The 25,110-nt window shown below is 47.1% G+C and carries 18 protein-coding genes; 10 read left to right on the top strand and 8 right to left on the bottom strand.

Features of this window, described 5'->3' with window-relative positions; translation table 11 throughout:
* The first annotated feature begins 12 nt into the window (after positions 1–12).
* The 4 genes from HGH90_RS02255 (at position 13) to HGH90_RS32065 (ending at position 5,807) form a co-directional block, all read left to right on the top strand.
* Positions 13–1,221 carry a DUF4959 domain-containing protein gene (locus HGH90_RS02255; protein ID WP_169190287.1) on the top strand — a complete coding sequence of 403 codons (1,209 nt, stop codon included), beginning with the start codon at positions 13–15 and terminating at the stop codon, positions 1,219–1,221.
* Positions 1,222–1,251: 30 nt separating this feature from the next.
* Complete coding sequence (locus HGH90_RS02250) at positions 1,252–2,325, top strand: DUF4998 domain-containing protein (protein ID WP_169190286.1); 1,074 nt, start codon at positions 1,252–1,254, stop codon at positions 2,323–2,325.
* 131 nt (positions 2,326–2,456) lie between these two features.
* Positions 2,457–4,730 (top strand): hypothetical protein, encoded by a 2,274-nt coding sequence (locus HGH90_RS02245; protein WP_211092928.1) that lies wholly within the window; start codon positions 2,457–2,459, stop codon positions 4,728–4,730.
* Positions 4,731–4,940: 210 nt separating this feature from the next.
* The gene (locus HGH90_RS32065) at positions 4,941–5,807 is read left to right on the top strand and encodes a 2OG-Fe(II) oxygenase (protein ID WP_246121153.1); all 867 of its coding nucleotides are present in this window, start codon (positions 4,941–4,943) and stop codon (positions 5,805–5,807) included.
* A 74-nt stretch (positions 5,808–5,881) separates the two neighbouring features.
* Here the strand turns inward: HGH90_RS32065 and HGH90_RS02235 are convergent, their stop codons facing one another.
* The 4 genes from HGH90_RS02235 to HGH90_RS02220 all read right to left on the bottom strand — a co-directional run bounded on the left by HGH90_RS02235 (position 5,882) and on the right by HGH90_RS02220 (position 9,491).
* Positions 5,882–7,543 (bottom strand): ArnT family glycosyltransferase, encoded by a 1,662-nt coding sequence (locus HGH90_RS02235; RefSeq protein WP_168763382.1) that lies wholly within the window; start codon positions 7,541–7,543, stop codon positions 5,882–5,884.
* A 61-nt stretch (positions 7,544–7,604) separates the two neighbouring features.
* Positions 7,605–8,492, bottom strand: coding sequence for an NAD(P)-dependent oxidoreductase (locus HGH90_RS02230; RefSeq protein ID WP_169190285.1), 888 nt, complete (start codon positions 8,490–8,492; stop codon positions 7,605–7,607).
* Positions 8,493–8,579: 87 nt separating this feature from the next.
* Positions 8,580–8,777 carry a hypothetical protein gene (locus HGH90_RS02225; RefSeq protein WP_169190284.1) on the bottom strand — a complete coding sequence of 66 codons (198 nt, stop codon included), beginning with the start codon at positions 8,775–8,777 and terminating at the stop codon, positions 8,580–8,582.
* Between the two features lie 159 nt (positions 8,778–8,936).
* Entirely contained in the window at positions 8,937–9,491 is a 555-nt protein-coding gene (locus HGH90_RS02220; RefSeq protein ID WP_168763379.1) for an RNA polymerase sigma factor, read from the bottom strand.
* A gap of 183 nt (positions 9,492–9,674) precedes the next feature.
* Between HGH90_RS02220 and HGH90_RS02215 the strand changes: the two genes are divergently transcribed.
* The 4 genes from HGH90_RS02215 (at position 9,675) to HGH90_RS02200 (ending at position 12,344) form a co-directional block, all read left to right on the top strand.
* On the top strand, positions 9,675–10,478 hold the full coding sequence (locus HGH90_RS02215; protein WP_168763378.1) for an SDR family NAD(P)-dependent oxidoreductase: 804 nt from the start codon (positions 9,675–9,677) through the stop codon (positions 10,476–10,478).
* 65 nt (positions 10,479–10,543) lie between these two features.
* Positions 10,544–11,386, top strand: a complete 843-nt coding sequence (locus HGH90_RS02210; RefSeq protein WP_168763377.1) for an RNA polymerase sigma factor — start codon at positions 10,544–10,546, stop codon at positions 11,384–11,386.
* A 102-nt stretch (positions 11,387–11,488) separates the two neighbouring features.
* A complete protein-coding gene (locus HGH90_RS02205; RefSeq protein WP_168763376.1) occupies positions 11,489–11,707 on the top strand; it encodes a hypothetical protein in 219 nt (72 codons plus the stop codon).
* 148 nt (positions 11,708–11,855) lie between these two features.
* Positions 11,856–12,344 (top strand): low affinity iron permease family protein, encoded by a 489-nt coding sequence (locus HGH90_RS02200; protein ID WP_168763375.1) that lies wholly within the window; start codon positions 11,856–11,858, stop codon positions 12,342–12,344.
* A 44-nt stretch (positions 12,345–12,388) separates the two neighbouring features.
* On the opposite strand, the gene HGH90_RS02195 is transcribed toward HGH90_RS02200, so the two are convergent.
* The 4 genes from HGH90_RS02195 to HGH90_RS02180 all read right to left on the bottom strand — a co-directional run bounded on the left by HGH90_RS02195 (position 12,389) and on the right by HGH90_RS02180 (position 20,218).
* On the bottom strand, positions 12,389–13,270 hold the full coding sequence (locus HGH90_RS02195) for a DMT family transporter (RefSeq protein WP_168763374.1): 882 nt from the start codon (positions 13,268–13,270) through the stop codon (positions 12,389–12,391).
* 171 nt (positions 13,271–13,441) lie between these two features.
* Positions 13,442–14,365 carry a GIY-YIG nuclease family protein gene (locus HGH90_RS02190; RefSeq protein ID WP_168763373.1) on the bottom strand — a complete coding sequence of 308 codons (924 nt, stop codon included), beginning with the start codon at positions 14,363–14,365 and terminating at the stop codon, positions 13,442–13,444.
* 199 nt (positions 14,366–14,564) lie between these two features.
* On the bottom strand, positions 14,565–17,162 hold the full coding sequence (locus HGH90_RS02185; protein WP_168763372.1) for a c-type cytochrome: 2,598 nt from the start codon (positions 17,160–17,162) through the stop codon (positions 14,565–14,567).
* A 146-nt stretch (positions 17,163–17,308) separates the two neighbouring features.
* Positions 17,309–20,218, bottom strand: a complete 2,910-nt coding sequence (locus tag HGH90_RS02180; RefSeq protein ID WP_169190283.1) for a triple tyrosine motif-containing protein — start codon at positions 20,216–20,218, stop codon at positions 17,309–17,311.
* Positions 20,219–20,413: 195 nt separating this feature from the next.
* On the opposite strand from HGH90_RS02180, the gene HGH90_RS02175 reads away from it, so the two are divergent.
* Together HGH90_RS02175 and HGH90_RS02170 are read left to right on the top strand one after the other, a co-directional pair.
* Positions 20,414–23,494 (top strand): SusC/RagA family TonB-linked outer membrane protein, encoded by a 3,081-nt coding sequence (locus HGH90_RS02175; protein ID WP_168763370.1) that lies wholly within the window; start codon positions 20,414–20,416, stop codon positions 23,492–23,494.
* A gap of 71 nt (positions 23,495–23,565) precedes the next feature.
* Positions 23,566–25,101 carry a RagB/SusD family nutrient uptake outer membrane protein gene (locus tag HGH90_RS02170; protein WP_168763369.1) on the top strand — a complete coding sequence of 512 codons (1,536 nt, stop codon included), beginning with the start codon at positions 23,566–23,568 and terminating at the stop codon, positions 25,099–25,101.
* Positions 25,102–25,110: the final 9 nt, after the last annotated feature.

The raw sequence follows: 25,110 nt of genomic DNA, 5'->3' as shown, positions 1-25,110 counted from the left end.
AACTAAAGAGAAATGAAGAAGCAATTATTCCTTTATATAATGGCAGCAACTACGGCGATCATTGCCGTGGGCCTCTATTCCTGCCAGAAACAAACCGGTACCAACCTGGAACCCATCTACAAGAGCGATAAGAAACCTCCTGTGGTAAAAAATGTACAGGTGAACAATTTCCCCGGCGGAGCTCTCATCATCTACGACATCCCCGCAGATCCGGAAATACTCTATGTACAGGCCGATTACATGATTAATCAAAAGATGCATCAACAGGTGAAAGCTTCGTATTATACAGATACTTTAAAGGTGGTGGGCTTTGAAAAAGCAGGAGAGTATAAGGTAACGCTGTATGCCGTTAGCCGCAGCGAAGTGAAGTCCGACCCTGTTGAGGTGACAGTGCATCCACAAACGCCTCCTTATCTCACGGTAAAATCCTCCCTCCAGATTGTGGCTGACTTCGGAGGTGCAAATATCCAGTTCAGGAATGTTACCGGCGCCGATATCGGCGTAGTGACACTGGTAGACACCATTGGCAAACCGGAATATATCTATACCAACTATACAAAGGATACATCAGGCAATTTTTCCGTCAGGGGATTTTCCGCAACGGAAAGAAAGTTTGGCGCCTTTGTACGCGACAGGTGGGGAAATGTATCTGATACGGTTTGGGCAAAAGTGACGTCGATGAATGAACAGGAACTGGATCGTACCAAGATGAAAGCATTGGTACTACCAGGCGACCAGACCGCCTGTTGTGGTTCAGACCTGAGTGTGCCACTTTCGAATTCCTATAGCGCAGGGGACTGGGCATTTTATGGAGGTACTAGTCCAAACGACTCTGTGCCCGCCCGTGTGACCATAGATTTTGGACGCCCGGTAGTATTAAGTCGTTTCCGTTACTGGATGCGGCAGAATGGCGGTGCAGAATTCAGGAACGGTACCCTGCGGTTCTTTAAGGTATATGGCAGCATGAACCCCAATCCCAACGGCGCGCTCGACAATACCTGGACGCAGATAGGAGGCGTGTATGAACTGGTGAAGCCCTCCGGTCTTCCCTATGGACAGCTCAACAGCGCCGACAACGCAGTAGTGGATAATGGATCAGAATTTATCTTCCCCCTGCCGGCAGTTACCATGCGTTATTTCCGGCTGGTGATCCTCCAGAACTTTTCCGGCGGACAAGGATTGGAAATGGCTTCTATCAAGTTCATGGGGGACTATAAGTAATTATATCCGGTAGCATTTAAAAAAATTATTATGAAGAATATTATGTATGCCCTATTACTGACAGTAACAGGATTGGGTGCATGTACAAAAATGGATCACGAATATGCGCCTTACCTGGCCAGTGGGGAGATCTTTTATACCGGTGTGCCCACCAACCTGGAGGCGCATCCCGGTAGGGGAAGGGTGGAATTACAGTTCACCCGGTCGAAAGACCCCAATATTACCCGGTTTGTGATTTATTGGAAAAATCGCAACAGTAGCCTGGAAGTTCCTGCGTCGGATAGTGTAATACGGAAGGTGATTGTGCCCAACCTGCCCGAAGGTGAGTACGCATTTGAGGTGGTTGCCTATGACAAAGCCGGCAATCCATCTACTCCCGGATCAGCGGTTATCAGTGGTTCCAGCCTGGGACAAGCGTATGAAAATAACCTGCAGGCCCGCCGCGTGAATATATCCAATAGCCAGGCTGGTATTATCCTGAGCTTTGTTTCGGTAGATACCATCTGTAAGTATACATCCGTAGGATATGTAACAGCATCCGGACCGGCCGGGTCAGTGAAATATCTTTCCCAGGATGCGTTCCAGGATACGCTGAAAAATGCCTCCCCATCGTTGGCGGCTGTGCAATTGAAAACAGCCTATATTCCTCCAATGGGTATTGATACTTTCTATGCCTCACAAACGCTGCCAGTAAACCTGGCCGCTGCGCAATATACCTGCACCGGCCAGATGATCGATCATACCAACGGCTCCTTAACAGGCCCCTATCCCTGGAATGTAACGCTGCGGCCTACTACCGCCACACAACTTGAGCTGGTAGACAATGATGAGACGAACGATGTGTATCACAAGATTTTGAATGGAGGCAATGGTTCTTACTACGGATCGTTTGGTGTGGTATTTAACCTGGATAATAATTACCGGGTGATCAGCGTCGTCAATAAATATGGGCAACCTTCATCCAACGGAAGGTCAGCAGAGCTAGACCCTTCGGGTATAAATAAATTTGACCCCAGCACCCGTACTTTAAAAGTAAAGTACTGGATGAACCAACCAGGAGCAACACACCGGACTTCATTTGATGAAACCTTTTCAATGAAGTAAAAGGAGCTGCTTTGTAGACAGGAGCTGCAAGCAGCTCCTGTCTTTTTATCAAGCCGCCGGGTGCAAATAAAACATAGGAATTGGATAATTTTGCACTGCAATTCCCCTGCTTTCATACCTATTTTTACGCAATGGTCATAAAAAAAATTATTGCACTGATTACCGCATGTGCGCTTTCTTCGAGCCTGATGGCACAAAGTGATTTTAATACTGCTTATTTTAAAATTCACATCGACGGTAAAGGATGGATTACCAGTATGAAGAATACCACGGTAACGCCTAACCGCGAATTCAGCCCGCCCGAAAAGCCCTCTCCCTTGTTGTGCCTTTATAACAGCCAGCAAAAAACATATTATCCACCTGTAAAAGCTACGTATAACAAGGGGAGTAAAACCCTGTTACTAAACTATGCCAATGGAGCTGTGGCCAAAGTTTCTATTCTTCCGCAGGAAAAATATTTTAAGCTCACCCTGCAATCCCTCACCCCACGAAACGGTATCGACGCTATCGAATGGGGCGCCTATCACACCAATATTACCAACCTGCTGGGTGAGATCATTGGCGTAAGCCGCGATACCAGTGAAGCGGTAAACTATGCCATTGGTATGCTGGCGTTAAACGACAATACCCTCGGGGGTACAGCAGCCACCATCGGTGATGCTGCCCCATTTCAATATATCATTCATTCGCCCGATGCCAAACGCTACCCCCTGCCCGATAGCCTGCACGAAGGACAGGTATTTAGCCTGGGGGGCGATGGCGTGAGTGACGTCGCATTTTATGCCCACAAGGAGCCTTACTACCGGATCATGTACGGTAACGCAGCCAGCGTAGACGCAAAGGGAAGGATATCCATTACTTACCAGTCGCGCGACCGGTCCATTGAAAGGGAAGTGAATTATTCACTGATCCCGCATATGGCGGCCAATATCCCCAACCATATACAGGTGCAGCCATTGCCGGGTGTAGATTATATCGGATCTTCCATTGCCTTGTGGGGGAGCCCGGACAGCACTGCCCTGCTGGATGTGGTGCAACAGATTGTAAAGGCAGAACGCTTACCTTATCCCACTATCAATGGGAGATGGGTAAAAGATCCGGCTGCCTACATGCCCGATGCTATTACCAGTGGCAACCTGTATGACAGCATTATATCCTATACATCCAGGCTGGGCTTTAAAACCATCAGCTTATATGATCAAGGTTTTTTAAGGCCGGATCGTGGTAATAATGGCTATATCGATGGCCGGAATTTTGAAAAACATCCCATTCATTTAACCGCCGGTAATGTGTCGCACAAAGCATTTTCGGAGATGGCAGCCAAATATGGTATTACCATAGGCAGAACAACGATCACCAATTCGCTGGCGCCGGGCACCCTGGATGCCAGTCCCGTGCCAAGCGATAGCCTGTGCTACCAGCAACGCCGTTTGCTGATGGCGGATCTTAGTCCCACCGATACCATCATCGTGGTGGATGATCCTAAATACCTGGAAGAAATTGCCAGCTGGGAAGGACATTGCGCCGATTTAAATATGATAAAAATCGGGAAGGAGTTAATCCATTACCTGGGCGTGTCCGATAAGGCGCCTTATAGATTGCTGAACGTGAAACGCGGCTACTGGAATACCCAGGCAGCCAGTCATAAAGTACGCGATACCGTGTATAAACTCCAGGTGACGATTAATTACGGCTACGAGGGCATTATCCCTAATATGCAATTACAGGATGCAATTGCGGCCTACTATGCAGATGTTTGCGCGCTCAATGGCTTAGCGTACTACGATTTCGATGGCCAGGAGTTTTTGTTTAACAACGGCCATGGCTACTACTCTGCCAAACGTTTCTTCCGCGGAATGTTTGAGCGGGCGGCGAAACTGGGACTCTCCTCCATCCGCTTCACCGGAGCTACCTTGTCGGAAGGCTCCTGGCATTACCAGAGTATCTGGAATGTAGGGGGTGGAAAGAACCTCTACGATGCCGATACCCGGGAGTGGGGAAGTACTACCAGCCAGGGTAAAGATCTGAGGGACGTTACCTATGCCAACTTTTTCCCCGTGGGTATGGGCGGCAACTTTCCTATCAAGGCACATTCAACTGTTGCCCAGTATGAGCATATACAGGCTATTTCCGTGGGAGTGGGCACCACCTACAGTTTGTACCTGAACCAGAAAGATGTAGAGAGCTGTCCGCAGAAAGACGCCATTTTTAAGACGATCAGAACCTGGGAAGACGCCAGGGCGGCCAACGCTTTTCCCCGCTGGGTGAAAATGGTGCTGGCAGATCCTTCAAAGTCGTTTCACCTGGAAGCCATAGACGCCAATAGCTGGAATTTGTATGAATCCAACCGCGATGGTTCGGGGCAGCAGTTGTTGGCCCGCCTGGTGAGAGCTCATGGTTATTAAGCAAAAGCAACAATAGCAGTAAATACTTCCCATAATTTTAGCGGCCTCTTACGGCTAACAGCCCTGGCGCTGGGTGATTACCTTTGGTATAACCTGGCCCAGGGCTGTTTTGCGCAGGTAGAAAATATTTTGACGAACCCCTTGCCTAAACAAATAATATTTCCATTATATTTATGGCTCCTTTGAAGGTCATGCCTAAAAACTCAAGAAGTGCAAACTATCACTGAAACAGCGGAAAACACGCAATTATTCGATTATGATCATTGGAATAGTCAGCTCCCTACACTAAGTAAAGATTACCAGGGGGCTAGTCCTTATCCTCATATAGTATTAGAAAATTTCCTGAACCCGGATGTATTAACTACATGCTCCCAGGAGTTTGATAAATTAAATGAGGAAGACGGATGGATCAACTATGTTCACTACAATGAAAACAAAGCCGGGTTGAATAAACTCGACCTGTTGCCTGCCACTATCAAACGGACTATCAATGAGCTGAATTCACCGGAGTTCCTGGCGTTCCTCAGTGAGCTGACCGGCATAAAAGGACTGATGAAAGATGATCTCCTGGAAGGAGGCGGCATACATCAGTCTAAGCGGGGAGGCTACCTGAACATCCATGCCGATTTCACCGTGCATCCGCACCATCGCCACTGGCAACGCCGGGTAAACGTGCTGGTGTATCTCAACCCTGATTGGGTAGAAGAGTGGGGCGGTAAACTGGAACTGTGGGATACACAGATGAAGGCCTGCGAAAAGAAAGTGCTGCCGGTTTTTAATCGCTGCGTGATTTTTAATACAGACGCCGATTCCTATCATGGACACCCGGAACCTACTACCTGCCCGGAAGATCGTCACAGAAGATCTATCGCTTTGTATTATTATACCGAGGAAGCCCAACCTTTCCGCAGAGCTACGCATTACATGGTACGTCCGGGGGAAGAGAAAAAGAAATTTATGGTGAAACTGGACAATACCATGGTGGCTGTTTATACAGAAATCAAAGGTATGCTGGGATCTAATGATAAAGTAGTAAGTAAGATATTGCGGTTCTTTTCCGGTAAGAAAAAGAAATAAGTTAGTTTAAAATAATAAATAGAAAAGGCGTTGAATTTACTTCAACGCCTTTTCTATTATCGTATGACCAGCAGTTATTTTGCCGGTACTTCTCTCTTCAGGAATACAAATCCATTCTTACGATACAATTCTTTCAGGGAATATTGTTTGTAATCATCTACGCGGTCTACTTTGGTAACAAAATAAACAGGTTTATCAATATCTCCTTTCAACAGCCACGATTCCTCATAGGAATTTTGATTGGCTGGTTTTTCTTTATGGGTATAGAAGAACGGCGCATAGCTCCAATAACCTAAGGTGGTTACATAACAATCTTCTCCCTGTCTTTGCTCAAAAAATTCAATGGCTGCAGCCTGTGAGTACTTTTCTACTTTCGGCACGATGATCGCAGCCGCGAGGAAAATAACCAGGCCTGTTCCTACAAAGTAGGTGGTGGCTGCATTGATAAAGTCGCGTTTACGCAGCTGTATTAATCCCACGATAATAGTTACCACCAGTAAAATACCTACCAGTCCTTCCCAGCCACTCCAGTGTACATCCGCGGCCATATTAGCCTGCGCAAAGGTGTCGTGTACATAAGGGATCAGTCGCTTGATATTTAAGGCAATGAGGGTTACCGCCAGCAATACTATCGCAATGATGGCGCCCAGGATGGTGGTGAGTACGCCCACATATTTTTTATAATCCATTTCCTTCCTATCCCATTTGTAAAAGGAATAGGCCGCCAGGAAGGTAATTGGGAACCAGGCCAGGGAGGAGTAGTGGATTATACGGGATTGTACGATCGTGAATAAAATGGTGACTACCCAGAAAAGCAGTATCATCCAGATCTTAAAGTCTTTATCGTACCTGCTGGTATAACGGCCTTTAAAGAATGCCGGAATAGCAAACAGGGAGGCGGGGAAACAGCCAACGAGCAACACCACGTAGTGATACCCGAAGAAGCCCGCCTGTCCTGCGTCGTGCGTAGTAAAGAGACGGTATTGGTATTTTAAGAATTCTGTAATAAACCAGGGCCCGTTTTTAGCGGTTTCATATCCATACCAGGTAAGCGTCACAAGGGCTGTAGCTACCAGGAACAATAAGGCATGACCCCAGTTAAAAAAGATACGAAAACGGTTATAAAAGAAATATACGCCTAACACCATCAGGAACACCATCAGGGCTACCTGTCCTTTGGTCAGGATGGCCAGGCCCATAAAAATGCCGGACCAGATGGCGTAAAATACCGGTTTTTTATTGACGCCTTCCTTATCAAACCCGTTTCGTTTCCAGTGGTATAATATAAAGTAGTAGAGCGCCAGGAAAGTAAACAGGTTAAACCAGGGATCAATGATACCTGATTTGAAGTACATATTCGGAAACAGGGAGCCGCCAAAAGCGAGCGCCCAGAGAATACCAAATTTCCTGTCGTACAACCGCGTACCGCAAATGAAAAGTACGATCAGGGTCACGATGCCACAGATGGCATTAGGAAAGCGGGCGGCAAATTCATTGATCCCGAATATCTTCATGGACAGGCTTTGCATCCAGAAGAACATGGGTGGTTTTTCCCAAAAAGGTTTGAAATTGACATAGATCCTGGTATAATCGTCCAGCTTTAGCATTTCTCTCGAACACTCTGCAAAGTTGATTTCATCCCAGTCAAACAGATGCACCCGCCCCAGGAAGGGGATGAAGAAAAGCGCAGCAATCAATGCCAATAAAAGAATAGTAATTAGTTTGGGTGTACGCATATGTACTGTATGTAAATGATTGTATTGAACAAATATATGTTGATATACTATCATTTGCAAATCAGGCACTTCGTTGCGCCACCACGGCGTCCACAACGGCTGCTTCGTCGGTATGGCCCTGCTGTGGGTCCTGGTTGCAGGCCCGGGCAAACCAGGCGGTAGCAGCTTCCCCCAGCGGCGCCGGGCTGCCGGCACTATGGGCCAGGGCTACACCGTAAGAGGCATCTTTTAGCCGCAGGCCTAATGTAAAGTTAGGATCGTCCATATAATCGCGGTTGGCCATGCGGTGAATATACCTCACCACCTGGGGACTGGCAGCCGCGCTATGCTCCAGGGCAGTCATGACAGTGGTTTTATCGAGCCCTAGCCGTTCTGCAAGGGCAATACCTTCGGCCAGGGCCGCAATCTGCACGGCGCCCATCAGGTTAATCAGCAATTTATAATCTGTACCTGTGCCCACCGGGCCGAAATGCCTGATCACTTTGGAAAAGGAGCTCAATAACGGTCTTACCTGGTCCAGCGTTTCGGGAGCTGCGCCCACCAGCAGGGTCAGCTGACCGGCAGCTGCCGCCTCCGGAAGTCCGGTTACCGGGCAATCTATATACTGTACGCCGCGTTCTTCAGCAGCAGCAGCCAGTTGCCGTACATGCCCGGCGGATAGTGTGGAGCATTCCACCAGGAATGCACCCCTATGCATATACGATAAGGCGCCATCGGCATGTAGCCACACTGCCTCCGATGCCCGATCATCCGCCACCATGGCAATTACCACGGCAGCCTCGCTGGCCGCGGCAGCGGGGCTTTCTGCCCAAATAGCGCCAGCCTGCAAGAGCGGAGCGGCTTTGCCAGCGCTCCGGTTCCATACAATTACGCGATATCCGGCCTTTAAAAGACAGGATGCAATTCCACGGCCCATTCTGCCAAGTCCTAAAACGGCTATTGTTTCCATCTGTTTAGCTAGTTTATTGCGGGGCTAAAATAGTGTAAAATAGTTAGGAGTAATGGCAGCCGGTTGGGGAATGTCTCCGTGCGGTGTTTAATCGGTTGTCATCTGCCGGAAAAGCTTACGGATACTATAGCCCACACTCATCGCAACACAAAGTGGGCATACGCCGAAACGAAAAAAGGTTAAGGCGAGCTTCTTATACCAGGGCAGCTGCGTCGGAATTATCGGACAGCTTTTCCCATCGCCTTCAAATTCTTTGATTCTCCAGATGTTGACATCTCTCTTCATATTCATCATTTTTTATTACCCAAAAAAATGATAAAGACAGATACCAGTCAGGAGCAGGGAGGTGATACAGAGAATGATCTTTGTTTTTGCAGTCATGATAAACAGTTTTAAAGGTGATATATCTATTAATACCAGGTTATGGCAATTATCACCCAAAAATTATCTGTCTTCTTCCTGCTGTTTTATTTTCTTCACCTGCTGAATGCATTTGTATTGTTGATTGGCAGCGGTATGCTTGTTTTTCCATCCCATTTTTTTTATCAATACTTCCATCGGTTCCCGGTAAAAGAAAATGGCGCGTAAGATACGTTGGCAATGCCCGGTGATCCTGGATATCCAGGATTGTACTTTCTCGTCTTTACTTTTTTCGGGATGCAGCGTGATGGAAAAGGAAGTCGTTTCCCAATGATAGATAGATATGTCTGCTACCGGCATTAGCTTATTATCCCGTAGGCGTTTCAGCCATAGGTTCCGGGCAATGGAAAAGAGATATGTTTTAATGGTGGCGGTGAGAAAGAAATCTGGTTGTCTTATTTTATGACGCAATACGATAAGGGCTTCCTGGAAGATATCTTCTGCATCTTCGGTTTTACCACCGTTATATATAATATAAGTGGCAATACTTGGAAAGTAGTGTTCATACAATACCCCGAAAGCGGTGTTGTCGTCGCTTCTCAGCCGGGAAAGGAGGGTATTGTCGGGTACAGTTTGCATGCAAAGGTGAATTTAGTCACTACTATATACCGGGAGCGGTGTTTTATCACCCAATAAAAGTAAAATTATTTTGATGACATCTTAAGTAGTGTTGTTAGCAACTTGTAATCAATTAGTTATAATTTTTGTATAAAAAACCGACCGTTTTATCGCGCTTATTCGTCAATAGAGAAAACAAGCACTATGAAACATCTAAAAGACAAAGTAGCCGTGGTATTTGCGGCATCCGGCGAGATTGCAGGCGCAGTGGCGCGGTCATTTGCAGCACACGGGGCCAGGGTATATGTTACTGCCCGCAACCTGGATGCGGTAAAAGCGCTGGCCAGGGACATTAACGCCAGTGGCGGGCACGTAGAAGCTGCCAGGGTAGACGCATTGAATGAAACGGAGATAGACGATTTTTTAAAGCAGGTGGTGGCAGACAACGGTAAGCTGGATGTGGTATTCAATGGTATTGCAGCTGAGTATAGTGAGATGGGGGGACGCCCGCTTACCACCCTGGCTACTTTCCAGCAATTTATGGCCCCCATGGAAAAGATCTGTGGTTCGCAGTTCCTCACTTCAAGGGTAGCTGCGAAATATATGATGGAAACCCGGTCCGAGGGCACCGTCTTATTATTGACTTCTGCCTTATCCAGGTCCAAGCTCCCTAATATGGCCGGCATAACGGCGGCCAGCGCAGCCATGGAAGGGCTAACGAGGGGAATGGCAGCCGAATGGGGTGGAGCAGGTATCAAGGTGATCTGTATTTGCCCCGGCGCTATTATGGAAACGAAGCGCATATCGGGATGGATTGAAGCAGCAGCTGAAAATCTCCATATACCAGTGGAGCAGCTGGAGGCGCAGTATAAAGTTTTCGATATCTTAAAGGTAGGGCCCACCCTGCAAAACGTAGGGGAAACAGCCGCCTTCCTGGCTTCCGCACCAGGAGTCGTTTTCAACAGTCATATCGTGGATGTGGACTGCGGGAAGCTAAACATATTATAGTACATTAGTGGTTGCAGTCTCCGCCTGGGGGACTGCAACCTGTTATTGCAAGAAAAATTATGGGAATGGAAAACGAAGATGTCTTAGCATCGGCCATGGCCGGTGATATCAATGCATTTCAAACCTTGTTTGCCACGTTTCAAAACCAACTGAAATCGTACCTGTACCGCCTGCTCACCGATCGTAATGATGTGGACGACCTTACGCACGACACTTTTATCAGGGCATTTTCCAGGATCGCTACGTTTCAACGGGAGTCTTCGTTAAAGACCTGGGTATTTAAGATAGCCACCAACCTGGCCTATGATCATTTGAGAAAATTAAAGAGATGGCAACCCGATGCCCAGGATAGGGGCGCAGACCTGGCCATAGGCTCAGAGGAAGTCAGGAGAGCTTTCTGGATAGCGCATGATACCTCGCCGGCCGGCGCTTATGAAATGAGGGAGCATATCGATTTCTGCTTCACCTGTATTTCAAAAACGCTGGCGATAGAGAACCAGGTAGCGCTGATACTGAAAGACATGTACGATTTTTCTGTCAAAGAAATTGCAGACATCCTTGGAAAAACGGAAGGCGTGATAAAGCATTTATTGAACGATGCAAGAAGTATTATGACTGATATTTTCGAGTATAGGTGTGCGTTAGTCAACAAGAACGGCGTTTGTCATCAATGCAGCCATATCAATGAAATTTTCAACCCCAAGCAAAATCAGCAGGAAGAATTGATGAAGCTGGAACTGGTGAAAGCATCAAAAAAATATAACCGGGAGCAGCTGTTTGCATTGCGAACCGTGTTGGTAAAGGCTATCGACCCATTGCATGCTGCCGGCACGGATCTGCACGAATCTATTATGAATTGTGTGAAAACAGCTATCGGCGAAAAAGGCGGTTTTTTTGAGGGCCATTGAATGCTTATTTTTTCTTTATTTTATCGACACATTTTCCCCGCATATCTACTTTCAAAAATGCTTATCGATGCACAGATTAGCTTTGTGTAACAAGCATTTTTTATGAAAGCATCTGTAGAACGTAAGATCATTCGCTGGTTACATATTATCCTGAGTATTCCTATCCTGGGATACATTTATGGACCGGTAGCCAGTAACCCGCCTGCTGCAAATGCAGTGCGCTGGGTATTTTTACCGGTAGTAGTATTAAGCGGTTTTTGGATGTGGAAAGGACACTGGCTCCGCAAGAAACTAGGCAGACGCAAACAACTGGCTACCTGATTTCTCCCCAGGACGTACACATAATTCCACAATGTACTGCTCGTTTTGCATCAATGTTGATACCCCATTGAATGTACACTCTACCTTGCCTCAGTATGGCATACATTTTATGGCATTTAAAAATATTATTGTGTTAATAATATTTAATATGGAAAATATTGACATTAATGCCACTAAAAGGCCCGGCTTCTTTGAACGCATGGCCGCTGCTGCCGTATCCGTTACCGGTAGTCCCGGCGCCTTTGTGGCGGCGGTTTTAATTATCGTTATCTGGGCTGTAACAGGACCCGTCTTCAAATTTTCTGACACCTGGCAATTGGTGGTTAACACCGGTACTACCATTGTTACCTTCCTGATGGTGTTCTTAATTCAAAAGGCGCAAAACAAAGATTCCAAGTCCATCCAGCTAAAGCTCAATGAACTGATTGCTGCCAACAGATCTGCCAGTAACAGGTTGATCGATGTAGAAAGCTTAACAGAAGAAGAGCTGGATGTATTACATAAATATTATTGTAAGATGGTGGAGATCACCAGCTCGAAGATGGATGTAAAGGAATCTCATTCTGTAGAAGAGGCAATATCAGAAGCATTGGAAAAACATGAAGAAACCCTGATAAGGAGGAAGAAAAAGCAATAGCGTGGTAGCTACGGGAAGATAGTTAGCCTTTTCAGACCTTCAGTTTAATGAATATCTTTGTACGCTCCCTTTCGCTTGAAGTTAGCTTCTGACATCAGCGTGCCGGCAAAAATCAGCGCACCTCCTGCCAACAACTGCCAGGAAAGCTGTTCTCCCAGCATAAGAATGGCAGCAATGGCCGCAAAAATGGGCTCAAATAAATAGATGATAGCCACTTTTTCCGCGGAAATATAACGTTGGGAAAGATTGGAGATGGTATACATGTATGCCGTGGAGAAGAGCGCACAGTAACCGATACCCATCCAGAAGCCCTGGTTCACCGGTAACCAGTTGGCGGTTTTATCACCTGTGGCTATGCAGAGCATGATTAATGCACAGGTGGCAAACATGGGGATAATAGTAGGTAAGATGTCACGGCCGGTGCTATAACGTTCTACCTGGATGAGATATATCGCAAAGCCAAAGGAGCCGATAATCGTATATACATCTCCCCGGCCAATAACCAGGTTCCCTCTCACAGAAATGATGAAGAGACCCACCAGCGCAGTAATAGCAGCCACCCATATTTTCAGGTCTACCCGCGTTTTATACACCAGCTGCTTTATAACAGGGATCATGACCACGCATATACCGGCAACAAATGCACATTGAGAGGCGGGTGTGTACTTGATGCCCAGTGTTTGGAAATGGATGCCAAATGTGAGCGGGATGGCAAGTGCCATGCCGGCGGTAAGAGCCGGCCTATCCATCCGCTTTAACTGCTTCCGCAGGACTGCCGCCAGGACAATGGTAGCCGCCAGAAACCGATAAAATAAAAAGGTAGAAGGGGAAACGGCGTCCGTCGCCATTTTGGTGACAGGAAATGAGATGCCCCAAAATGCAGTGCCGATAATCAGCAACACTAAAAATAAATACTTCTTTTCCATTAAAACCTATGCTCCATATGTTTGCTGTAATTGAACGATATTATCCGGGGGGGGTATTTAACGGTTAACTGATTTAACCGGTTAACCGGGGCACAAAATTACCTTTGAAAAGGGAATGTTCCTACACCAATTTAAATAAAACGAATAGACCGATTTTGAACGGGGTGTTAGTTATCTGGTTTCCCGTGTAGCTGGTTTTGGATTGAGGTATGGCAGCCAGTTCGCTGGCGGCGCATTTTTCCAGGTAACATCAGCCCGGTTGTTGGCCGTGCCGGTATGGCGGGCTGTCCAGATTCTCGGGCGTGGGAGGGAGCAAACATATTGTTTCGCTGCTGATACCTGGGAGGAGGCCGTCCAGCTGGCATCTACGTTGATCAGCTTGGGGTATCCTTCCGCGGTAAACTTTGGGTCGCGGGTACGGGCAATCAGCTGACAGTGACATTTCGATTCGAAAAGCGCGCTGATAAAGCGGGGCTCCGCATCATCCATCCAGAGGAGGCGATCGCCGGGAAACAATTGCTCTTTGTAAATAACGATATCGTTGTCTGGGGTGTTACCCGCATTGTCGGGGGAACGGGGCTCATCGTTAGGAAGGGATGCAGGATTATCGGTAAAATAAAGCTCTAGCGTATCTCCATCGGTATGTACCTGCCAGAGATCAATCATGGCTGCTTCCAGGGCAACGAGGGACGGATAGGCGCTTAAGAAAAGCACCTGGCCCGCTCGAAGCGATAACAGCAGGCGATCGCCATCCTGCAGGTATAGCTGCGATTTCTTTGCCCAGGCTTTTATGCCGTCGGTTTCCTGACGTGCCTGTAAAATAGTGCTGGCGGCCAGTTCTGGCGTTACTTCAAAAAACTCGCGGTTCGGGCGGTATCGTTTTTCTTTAAGCTGCTCATGTACCCGTTTTTCCAACTCAGCAGGGTGAGAGGTAATGGCCCTGAAAACGACCTCGAAGGCATCGGGCATGCCCATCGTGAAGAGGCTTATGGGCCTGTCTTCCTCAGGCGACGCTGTTATGCCAATTTTGACTATGCCGGGCATTATTTTGTTGGTGAGCACATAAACAAATCCGAAAGAATACTGCGACATCATCTCTGGCTTTAGTTAACGGAATAATGGATTTAATATACGAAATATTAGAGAGATGGGTGTTATGACAGGCGTGGGTTTAAGCCAGGTGCTGTAAATCACCTTCCCTAGGACTGTTTATTACAACTAAAAAGACCTTACAATATAGCATTGTAAGGTCTTTTGATCCTGTCGGAATTTTTTTATGAGGAAATATTCGTCGTTATTTCTTTTGTTTTTCCAGGAAGCTCACCAGCGATGCAAACTCCTCGTAAGACAAGGCGTTAGCGAGGCCGGTTGGCATCATAGATGTTTTCATTTCCTTGCGGCTCAGGATATCTGCCGCATTCACCGTATATACTTCACCGGTAATATCTCTCATCACTACTTTATTGGCCGTTTCTTCGGTAATAAATCCTACATAGGTTTTATTTCCCTTGGCGGTGATCGTGTAGGTGGCAAATCCCTGGGAAATCGACGCATTAGGCTTCAGGATAGATTCGGCAATCCGTTCGCGGTTCATGATAGAGCCGATCTGTCCCATGAAAGGACCTTTCATTTTTTCGCTTCTGCTGAGGCTATGGCAGGCCACGCAGCCCTGGTTAGAGAATAATATCTTGCCTTTGGCAGGATCTCCTTTTAATTGTTTAACTGCCAGCAGCACATCTTCAATAGAAGACTTACCTACCTGTCCTTTCTTGCTTTTTATCTTCTCCAGGTCTACTTTAGGTTCTTTTGCGGCAACGGGTTCTGCTTTTTTCAGTGGCGCGAATGCAGCGATCTCCATTCTATGACGTGCATCGAGATCCCTGAAGAGGGCCAGGCGTGCCGGATTGGCTGCTTCTTTCTTCATGAACTTTTCGATCACGGGTGATCCTTCCCAGAGCACTGCTTTGTAGTACGGTCCATGTGAATCCGGCCGGGTTCCCCACCACCAGGATGCATCATAGGCGTCCTCTTTTTTGTACAGGCGTGCCAGGGTAGTCAGGATCTGCTTTTTTAGCTTTTCGTCTTTCGACTGTTTGTAGGCAGCAATTAATCCATTCACCGCCTTTTCATCGTGCATATAGCGCAGTGCCCATAATGCCAGCGTGGCATGGGGGCCGTTGACAGCCGATACCGCAGCATCTACTGCATTCAATGCTACCAGGGAGCGTACCGCGAGATGTGGCAACACAATGGCAGCATTAGGGGTGGCATGGGGGCCTTCCTTATCAGTAGCAGGCGCCACGAACGATGCCGGCACTTTGGTTTGCAATAAAGCGGTGGCGGCTTCCATACGGCCTAAACGCCCCAATCCTACGATCGCGGCAGCATGAACGCGTGGAGAAGGATCTTTCAGCGCATCCAGGAAAGGTTGCTCCGGCACATCGGCCAGGAGGCCTTTACGGTCTGCCAGGGCGCGCAGGGCGTGCTCTTTCACGGAAGGATCTTTAGTCAATTCCAATAAAGCCGGGATGCCATTTTTGCCGGCGCCTTGTGCGTAGGTGTAAAGACCCGCTACACGAGCATATAACGGTTGCTGTGCATCTGATGCGATCTTTAGCGCAGCGGCTAATCCTTGCTGGTCGCCCCGCTGGAGCAGTTCCTGGGAGGCGTTTAACCGGGCTACCGCGCTGGGTGATTTCAGCAGGTTCACCAGTTCTTCTACTGAAGCCTTAGCCAGGTCCGGGAATGCTTTGTAGCTCCAGTTATTGGGTACGGCCCGTACCACGAAGCCGATGGTATCGCTACCGGAATAGCCAGCGCCATCCCAGGCGGAGAGGTAAAGTCTGCCTGATCCGTCTACATCCAGGTCGGTGATCTGTGGCAATGCGATAAAGTCTTCTTCTTTTTGTGTGAAGGTGGCGCCATCAGGCTTTACCCGGTGAATGTAAAGCATGCTTCTTCCCCAATCGGCCATCATGGGAACATTGTTATATTTCTCTGGCCAGTTGGGTTCCGACATAAACAGGGCGCCGGTACCGGAGCCACCGCCGAGGTCGGCCAGGGCAGGTAATATTTCGTCAGTAAAATGCTGGAATAATACCGGGTAACCGAATTCGCCGGATTGGATATGGTGGGAGAAGCGTACATTCCATCCGCCACCATCGTTGGTATTTTCCCTCGTAAACACATTCATATACGGGTCAATAGCCACATCATATACGTTGCGGGTGCCGTGGGTGAATACCTCCATTTCGGTACCATCAGGACGTACTCTTATAATACCTCCGCCCAACATGGTCAGCTTTTTACCAGAGCGGTCGGTGGCATCATGGAAGCCAAAGTCGCCTACGGCAATATAGATCCAGCCATCAATACCCATGCGGATACCGTTGGTAGCGTGGTCGGTTCCGCGCTCCTGGATATACTTGGTGTTGCTGAGGTGCTCAATCAGCGGCTTGGGAGGGCCATCAGCCTTTCCATCGCCATCTTTATCTTCAAAAACCACCAGGGCCATACCGGTGGCTTTACCTGTTTCGCTGGAAAAGGTAGTGTGCAATACAAATACCTGGTTGCCCATGACGATGATCCCCCGAGGGTTGTCTACCATGGCAAATTCGGTATGCTGATCCATTTTTCCGTCATTGTTCGTGTCTACCAGCTTAAGTATCCGGCCTTTCCCCGGATCTTTTCCCAATGAACCTATCTCATCCACTCCCACATATACCTCCCCGGTAGGCGCTACGGCCAGGCAGGCAGGGCTGGGGGTAATGGAAGGACCAGAAAATCGGGTGATGGTTAATTCAGAAGGGGCGGTCTGAGCATACCCCGAAAACGGTTTCAATAAACTAAGCGCTGTAAGAGAACAAATCAGCGTGAGTGGGAATTTAATCATTGAATTACTGCGTGTTTTAGATGCTATAACTATAACTTAGTGCTTGGTTAGCCGGTCAAGATATAAAAAATAAATTTCGATATTGGAATATTCTTGACAGGAGGAGAGAATGGGCGGATTAATGGAAATAGCGTGAAACATTGATTTTAAATCTGGTTAAAAAACGTACTTAACGACTGCTCCGTAGGCAGGTTCATCTTTTTCCTTATCCTGTACCGGCTTACTTCCACGCCCCGTACCGTGATGTTCAGTAATTGCGCAATTTCTTTTGTTGACAGGTTTAATTTAATATAAGCACATACTTTTAAATCGGAGTTGGTCAGTTGAGGATATTGCTTTTTCAGTTTATTCAGAAAGTCGTCGTTCAATTCATCAAAGTGCGCCGCAAACACGTCCCAGTTAGCGTTGATCTTCTCCGCATCCTTGATCAGGTCGGTGATACTCTTAATATTATTGTCGGGGTTGGCGTCGGTATTGAGGCGTGATACCTTTTCCTTTATTTTGGTTAAAGTATCTGCTTTTTCCATCAGGTGCATGCTGGTGTTGGCTAATTCCTTTTTCTTTAGCAGTACTTCCTGTGCTAATTTTTCGTTTTGCAGCTTGATGATTTCTTTTTCATTTTTTTCCAGCTCCAGGTGATGGATGTACTTGAGCTTCTTTTGTTCCTCTTCAAATTGCTGTTGTTGCAGTAGCAGTTTATGCTTTAAATATTTACGTACCAGCAGTACCAGGCCGGCTGCAATGGATAGATAGCAAAGCATTGCCCAGACGGTTTTATACCAGGGTGCTTTTATGATAAAGCTATAGGATACTACAGTGGATTCGTTATGCTGGTAGTCCCGCGCTTTTACTTTAAAGGTATATTTTCCATTAGGCAGGTTAGTATAGTCTTTTTCTGTTTTACTATTCCAGGACGACCAGTCAGGGTCATATCCTTCCAGTTGGTAGCTATACGTAATGCTTTGCTGGAAATCATATACCGGTGAGCTGTACTCAAAATGAAAAGCATTGTATACAGATGGCAATTCTACCAGGTGTTTGTCGCTGCCGGATGCAGAAACCGCCAGGTATGCATCCTGGTAGCCGCCAAAGATGGTGCTGTCGGATTTGCCGGTCGTCTTTACCATGCCCAGGCGAACGGTGACAGGCTGTTTGCCGGATATATATCTTTGATAGTTAAGATGAATTAATCCTTTTTCGGAGCCGATAAATACATTTTCGGGATTATAAGGATAGATGTTGTCAAACTTTGGCAGGAGCTGTCCGGCTAATTCAGGGAAATAAGTGACGTTGGGCGCCCGGGTGGTGTCAGTGGAGGAAAAATGCACCACGCCTGTTCCTTTGTCGCCGCAGAACCAGGTGTTACCTTCCTTGTCTTCCGTAAGATACCGTATCTTCATCCGGCCAAAAACTGAGGAAAGAAACCTGGAATGAAAAAATTTGTTGGTAGAGGCGTTAAACTCGTAAAGCCCTCCCGGGGTAGCAAAGAGGACCTGGTTCTTTATTTTGAAGACAAAATTATTTAAGGTCGAGGGCAGGCCGTCGGTGGAAGTATATAGATGGCAGGCATATTTTTTCTTGTCTTGTGACAAGCTAATGCGATAGATGCCCCGGTAGGGGTGGGAGGCCCAGATATCACCATTGCCGTCTATCGCCATAAACCGGTAAGAGTCGGGCGTTCCTGCTATTTTACCTTCATCTCTGAAGGTATTGCCTTCATAACTGAGTCGCTTTAAGCCATAATAGGTGCCTACTATAATATCCTGCACCGGGAAAACGGAGGAGAGCGGGAGGAAATACCAGCTGCCTGCATCTCCGGATAATAGTCGGGCTTCATTTCCCTGTACATCGTAACTGCCGTTGTCGCTGCCCAGTAATAAATGTCCGTTTATCTCCGCGAGATTCCAGGCTTCCCGGTTTTCTGTATTTTTTACCAGCGAAAAATCATCCTGCCCGACGTGGATATTTTTATTATCGGTCAACTGGGCGCTATACAGCCCGTTGGATGTAGCTACATACAACCTGTTACTGAATATGCTGGCGGAATAAGCTGGTAGATTGTTAGTTTTACCTACCTGGAGATACCTGATGGCGGAGTTGTAGTTGATATAACTGATGCCGCTGTTTAATCCCGTCCATAGGTTACCGCTGGCATCTTTGAAAACGCTCAGGGCATTGTTGTTCTGAAGTCCCTGGTCGTTGGCGAAAGTTTGCCAGGTCTTATTCCTGATATTTACTACCAGGGATCCCCCCGAGGAGCTGGCTACCATCAATTCCGCGTCATTTACTTTGGCGGCGCTGTTGATATAAAGAGGACGGGGTAGGTTTTCCTGTTGCGGAGTTATCGAGCCATTGTGTAATAAAAAGAGACCATTTGTCCGGCTGATGATGATAATACTGTCCTGGCCCATTGAAACGATACCGGCAGTGAGCATACCGGCAATTTTTTTACCATCCCGAACAGGCGCCCATTGGTTGTTATCAAATTGCAGGAGTCCTGCAACACGGTCAACCGCATATATATGGTCGCCGGCACGGGCCATGAAAAACCATTGTGCATTGGAAAAATGAACACGGATTGATTTACCATTATACTCAAAGATACGGTCATCTCCCTGGAAGAACACCCTGCTACCAATAATGGCAATATGCCATATGTCTGCAAATTTTTTGTACTGCTCCGGAATATTGTCTTTTAAAGAAGTATAGGTCAGCAGGCCATTGGAACCCGGCGCGAAATATCCGATCTCGTCCTGGCCCCCCACATAAATTTTCCCGTCATCACTCACCGCGAGCGACCAAATAACTGTACTATTCGGTAATGGATATAGTTTCCAATGATTTCCGTCAAAACTTAACAGCCCGTCATTATTCGCAAAATACATCACACCATGCTTATCTTGTCCTATTCCCCAGTTTTGACTGCCTCCGTGATAGTCAAATTTTGTATAGTTGACAACAGCGGGAAGCCCACATCCATTTTGCGCATAAGCAGTATAGCAGCAAGTAGATGACAGCCCCCAAAAAAGCAGGATATTAAACAGTGTCCTATTCATAATTCAATCTCTACATGCTGATGTAGTAGTGATGTAGTAGTATTGTAGTAGTGTCTTTTGCTATAAAAATAGGGAATTACGCGATAAGACGTAGTAATGAAGTGGTGGTTTTTTAACATTTTCTTATCAGTGAGGTTACATTTGCTGCTCTACGATTCGCTAATCAGGAACGACCAAAAAACTTAAATCTCACGTATGAAAAAAAAGTTCTCCAGAATTTTTGTCCCCTTTGTACTTTCCCTTTTTGTTCATCTTACCAGCTATGCCCAAAACAAAATTGTGAAGGGTATGGTGAAAGATGATCAGAACGCACCTGTCATCGGAGCTTCGGTAGGCGTAAAAGGTACAGTTATAGGGACAGCCACCGATGTAACCGGGGCATTTACGCTTTCTATACCTTCCGGTTCAGATTCTCTCGTAGTGTCAGCAATAGGTTTTGCCAACCGGGTGGTGGCTATCACCGGTACGGTGTTGAACATTCAGCTGGAGCCTTCCAGGACCAGTCTCGACGAAGTTATAGTGGTAGGTTATGGTACTCAGAAGAAGGCCGACCTCACCGCACCGATTACTACTGTTAATACAGAAAACATGCTTAAACGGACTACTGCCACTCCTATGGAGGCGCTCCAGGGGAGTGTGCCCGGTGTACAGGTAGTAGCCAGCGGCGCTCCGGGCAGCTCTCCGAATGTCCGCATCAGGGGAGTAGGATCGTTTAATAATGAAAATCCATTATATGTGGTGGATGGTATGTTTGTGTCGGACATCAGTTTTCTGAATCCCAACGACATCGCCGATATGTCTATCCTGAAGGATGCATCCGGCGCCGCCATTTATGGGGTACGTGCAGCCAATGGGGTAGTGCTGATCACCACCAAAAAGGGGAAAGCCAATATGAAAACCCGCGTCACCTACAATGGTTATGTAGGCGTGCAGAAGCCCACACACGTGCTCAAAATGGCCAATGGACAGCAATATACTTCGTTTTCCCTGCAACGGGGTTCTGCGGCCGATAGTGGCACTGTGTTGTTGTCGTCGGAAAGATTCGGTGGCACGGGGCTTAATCCTACTACCAGCACCGATTGGTATGATGTGATATTGAGAAAAAGCGCCCTGATCACGAATCATGGCATCGATGTCCAGGGAGGAAGCGATAAGGTAACTTATTCCATGGGCCTGAACTACACCTACCAGAATGGTATTTTAAACGCGCAGAATGATTTTAAAAGATATAATGGACGGTTACAACTGGAAGCGAAGGCGTTTAGCTGGCTGAAAGTAGGCTTCTCCGCTATCTTTAATAATTCTACTACGTTTAATCCCAATTATGGCGCTTTCCTGGATGCTTATACGGCTTCTCCTTTGTACCCGGTTTATGACAACGCCAACGTGAATGCCTTCCCGGTGAAGTTCACTGCCTCTTCTGTGATTGGAAGATCGGATGATAAAAACCCGATGGCCTCCGCCTATTATAATTATGACCGGTCAAAGGCTTTCCAGATATTACCGACTATATATGGCGAAGCCAGTTTCTGGCAGAATAAACTCACTTTCAGGTCCCAGTTGAGCGAGATCTATGGTTCGCTGCTGGGAACAAACTACCTGCCTGCCAGGAACCTGGGCCCCGGTGCTGATGGCGCTGTTAAATCTCATCTGAGATCGATCCAGGAAAGAACCACCAATTATATATTGGATAACCTGCTTACCTATCGGGACAGCAAAGGGCTACATCACTGGAGCCTGTTACTGGGACAATCTACCAGGGAAGAGCGGTGGCGTCAGACACGGACCGAAGCCGACGATGTACCGAATGTGGAAGAAGCGTGGTACGCGAGCCAGGGCACGCCGAGCGCAGCTTATTATGGAGAAGATGGTACCCGTAATGCCGGCCTTTCCTATTTTACACGTGGCACCTATGATTACGACAATAAATACTTGCTGACGGCCACCTTCCGCGCAGATGGAAGTTCTAAATACCAGACCAAATGGGGATATTTCCCATCAGTGGGCCTTGGATGGGTATTGAGCAGGGAGGCATTTATGAAAAACCAGAAAATCTTCGATTTCTTAAAACTGAGAGGTAGCTGGGGACAACTTGGAAATGACGGGGTAAATCCCAATGCCGCTTACGCTATCGTCAAAACGGGTAACAGTAACTCCGCGGTTTTTGGTAGCACCGCGGGTGCTAATGGCGTATATGTACCTGGATATACGGTAGACAGGTACTTTACTTCTATCACTTGGGAGGTTGTCACTGAATGGGATGGTGGTGTTGACTTTGAGTTGCTGAGGGGAAGATTAAAGGGCTCTGTTGACTATTTCAACCGGAAAACTAGCCAGGCAGCCTTCAACAAACCAATCTTTGCCACCTACAGAAATGTTTATGGCAACTGGGCAAGTATGGTGAACAGTGGTTGGGATGTGGCATTGAGCTGGAATGATAAAATCGGTGAGCTGGGATACCAGATCGGCGCGAATATGTCGACCCTGAAAAACAAGGTGACCGATTTGGGAACGCTTCCCAGTTCTACCAGCGGCTTCCCTGAATGGACTGCAGAATTCCCCAACCGTATCGTTGTAGGACAACCGATCAACTATTTCTATGGTTATGAATTTACCGGCGTATATCAAACGCAGGACGAAATCAACAATGACCCGATTGCGAAGAACTACAACCAGACAGCTGCCACGAAAATTGTTCCTGGTTTCCCCAAGTATAAAGATCAGAACGGCGACGGGGTATTGGATAATAACGACCGTATCAACATGGGCAGCTATTTACCAAAGGTTACCTATGGTTTCAATATAGCACTTACGTATAAGAAGTTCGACTTCAGCGTGGCATTCCAGGGCGTATCTGGCAATAAAATCTTCAACCTCAATAGGGGACGGCTTTACAAAGCTTCCACTTCCCTGAACCTGGATGAAAAATTTGCCTCAAACCTGTGGACTGGCCCGGGATCAACCAATGCCTATCCTTCTGCTTATGCCCTGGGACAAGGTTGGTTTAAAGTGAGCAACTCCTTCTTTGTGGAAAGTGGTGCTTACCTGCGTGTACAGAACATTCAGCTGGGATATAACTTTAATGTGGGTAAACAATCGCCTGTGGCTATGAGGGTATTTGCTACCGCCGACAGACCATTCATCTTTACCCGTTACAACGGCTTTACGCCTGAAGTGGGTACCAATACGGCTGGCGGTTACCCGGTGTCTGGCTATGATGCCAATGTATACCCGGTTTCTTCTTCCTACAGTTTAGGTGTTAGAGCGGCTTTCTAAGGAAAGCTCACTTATAAGGATACACGAAAAGTTTCCTTGATACCCGTTATAGAAAATTTAAAAAAGAAAACATGAGAAACTACATATCAATCTTGCTCATCGTACTGCTTTTATCTTCCGGTTGCTCCAAGTTCCTGGATCGCCCATTGGAAAATAAGGCGCAGGCAACCAATATCGACTATACTGATTTGTCATTAATGTACCAGCCAGTGTCTGGTGTATATAGAACCGCAGCCAGCGGTACTTTTGGAAAATGGATCAGCATGGCCATTCGGTCTTCCCGTAGCGATGATATCGAGCCGGGAAATGATGACGCCGGACAAATAGGCATCCATAATTTTCAAACAGATGTCACCGTAAAAAGCTACTGGGGTATCAACGACATGTGGATCAGCATGTATGCCGTGGTAATTGCTGCAAATAACGCCTTATACGAACTGGACCAATTTGGAAAGCATATCCCGGCTTCTGATGCAGACAAAACCAAACTGTTGGCAAGATACCAGGCAGAGGTACGCTTCTATAGAGCGCTTGCCCAGTTCTGGCTAGGCAGAAGCTTTGGCGCGGTACCCATCCTGGGGGTGGAAACCATCGATCCGGCTAAGCTGGGATCCGTTGGGAAGAGCAGCTTAGAAGACGTGAATAAGTATGTGATGGCAGAAATGGATTTCTGTATTCCCAACCTGGAAGATGCCCGGCCCAATGCTGCTGCGCACGTTGGCGGGGTGACCAAATATACTGCACTGATGCTGAAAGCCAAAGCAGCTATGGACCTGGCAGGTAACAACAATGGTAGTACCTATTGGGATGTGGTACTGGATTGTACCAACCAGATCGTGAACAGCGGTAAATTCTCCCTGTTCAGTAATTACTACCAGCTGTTTAAAATGCCAGGTAAGTTGTGTGATGAAAGCATTTTAGAACTACAATATTCTGATTTTGGAAAATCTACCGGCGATATCGTGATTTCCGGCGGTCCCGGCGAAGAATGGGGCAACTTCTTTTTTTTCCAGGGTCCTGAAAATACCTACAGTTCAGTAATTACCGGTCCAGGTTGGATGGTGCCCACACAAAAAGCGGTTGATTTCCTGAAATCACGTAATGATAGCGTGCGTTTAAAAATGGCGATCCAGTATTGTGGTGTTAATGGCGCTCCGGGCACCTATTCAGTTACGCCGGATGGCGATACGATCTCCGGGAATGGATCCAGGAAGAAATATTTTAATGGCAAATCATATACGCCACGCTCACAAATGACACCGGGCAGGGTTGATTATTATGGCGCCAATAACAACGTTCGGATCATGCGTTATGCAGAAGCGCTGTTAATGAATGCAGAAGCTAAAATCCGTAAAGGACAAAGCGGCGATGCCCAGGTAAACCTGGTCAGAAACCGTGTAAAGCTGGCCTCTATTAATGGTGTAACCCTGCAACAGCTGTTGGACGAGCGCCATGCGGAGCTGATCTGTGAATGGTGGGGCGAGCGGTTTAACGACCTGTTGAGAACCGACCAGGCGGCTACCGTACTCCCGGGATTTATAAAAGGAAAAAGTGAATACATTCCGATTCCACAGGCACAGGAAGATATCAATTCCCTGTTGAAGTAATTTTAATGA

Origin of the sequence: Chitinophaga sp. Ak27 (assembly GCF_012726295.1) — a bacterium.
Taxonomy (GTDB): domain Bacteria; phylum Bacteroidota; class Bacteroidia; order Chitinophagales; family Chitinophagaceae; genus Chitinophaga.
The sequence above is the reverse complement of the archived record's forward strand: the minus strand, read 5'-3'. Positions and strand labels throughout refer to the sequence as shown.